We start from the raw sequence: 1,037 nt of genomic DNA, 5'->3' as shown, positions 1-1,037 counted from the left end.
CACGTCGACCACGGCAAGACGACGCTGACGGCTGCGATCACGAAGTATTTCGGTGACTTCCGGGCGTATGACCAGATCGACGGTGCGCCGGAAGAGAAGGCGCGCGGGATCACGATCTCGACGGCGCACGTGGAGTACGAGACGGAGAACCGTCACTACGCGCACGTGGACTGCCCCGGCCACGCCGACTACGTGAAGAACATGATCACCGGTGCCGCCCAGATGGACGGCGCGATCCTGGTGGTGAACGCGGCCGACGGCCCGATGCCGCAGACGCGCGAGCACATCCTGCTCGGCCGTCAGGTGGGCATCCCGGCGATGGTGGTGTTCCTCAACAAGGTCGACCAGGTGGACGACGAGGAGCTTCTCGAGCTCGTCGAGATGGAAGTCCGCGAGCTTCTGTCGGCCTACGACTTCCCGGGCGACGACATCCCGATCATCGCCGGTTCGGCGCTGGCGGCGATGGAAGGCCGTGACCCGGAGATCGGCGAAGAGAAGATCAAGGAACTGATGGCGGCCGTGGACGAGTACATTCCGCAGCCGGCGCGCGCTGTGGACCAGCCGTTCCTGATGCCGATCGAGGACGTGTTCTCGATCTCGGGCCGCGGCACCGTGGTCACCGGCCGCGTCGAGCGTGGCGTGGTGAACGTGGGCGACGAACTCGAGATCGTCGGCATCAAGGACACCAAGAAGACGACCTGCACGGGCGTCGAGATGTTCCGCAAGCTGCTCGACCGCGGTGAGGCCGGCGACAACATCGGCGCACTGCTGCGCGGCATCGACCGTGACGGCGTTGAGCGCGGCCAGGTGCTGTGCAAGCCGAAGTCGGTGACGCCGCACACCAAGTTCGAGGCCGAGGTCTACATCCTCAACAAGGAAGAGGGTGGCCGCCACACGCCGTTCTTCGCGAACTACCGCCCGCAGTTCTACTTCCGGACGACGGACGTGACCGGCACCGTGACGCTGCCCGAGGGCACCGAGATGGTCATGCCGGGCGACAACCTGAAGTTCGGCGTCGAGCTGATCGCGCCGATCGC

1 protein-coding gene is annotated in these 1,037 nt (G+C 65.8%); it reads left to right on the top strand.

Translation table 11 applies throughout. The features are described 5' to 3' along the window. Nucleotides 1-1,037, top strand: a 1,037-nt coding sequence (tuf, locus tag BMX29_RS18695; RefSeq protein WP_092815971.1) for an elongation factor Tu, incomplete at both ends; no start/stop codon positions are given.

Source organism: Roseivivax marinus, assembly GCF_900109705.1.
In the GTDB taxonomy this organism is placed as follows: Bacteria; Pseudomonadota; Alphaproteobacteria; order Rhodobacterales; family Rhodobacteraceae; genus Roseivivax; species Roseivivax marinus.
The sequence above is the reverse complement of the archived record's forward strand: the minus strand, read 5'-3'. Positions and strand labels throughout refer to the sequence as shown.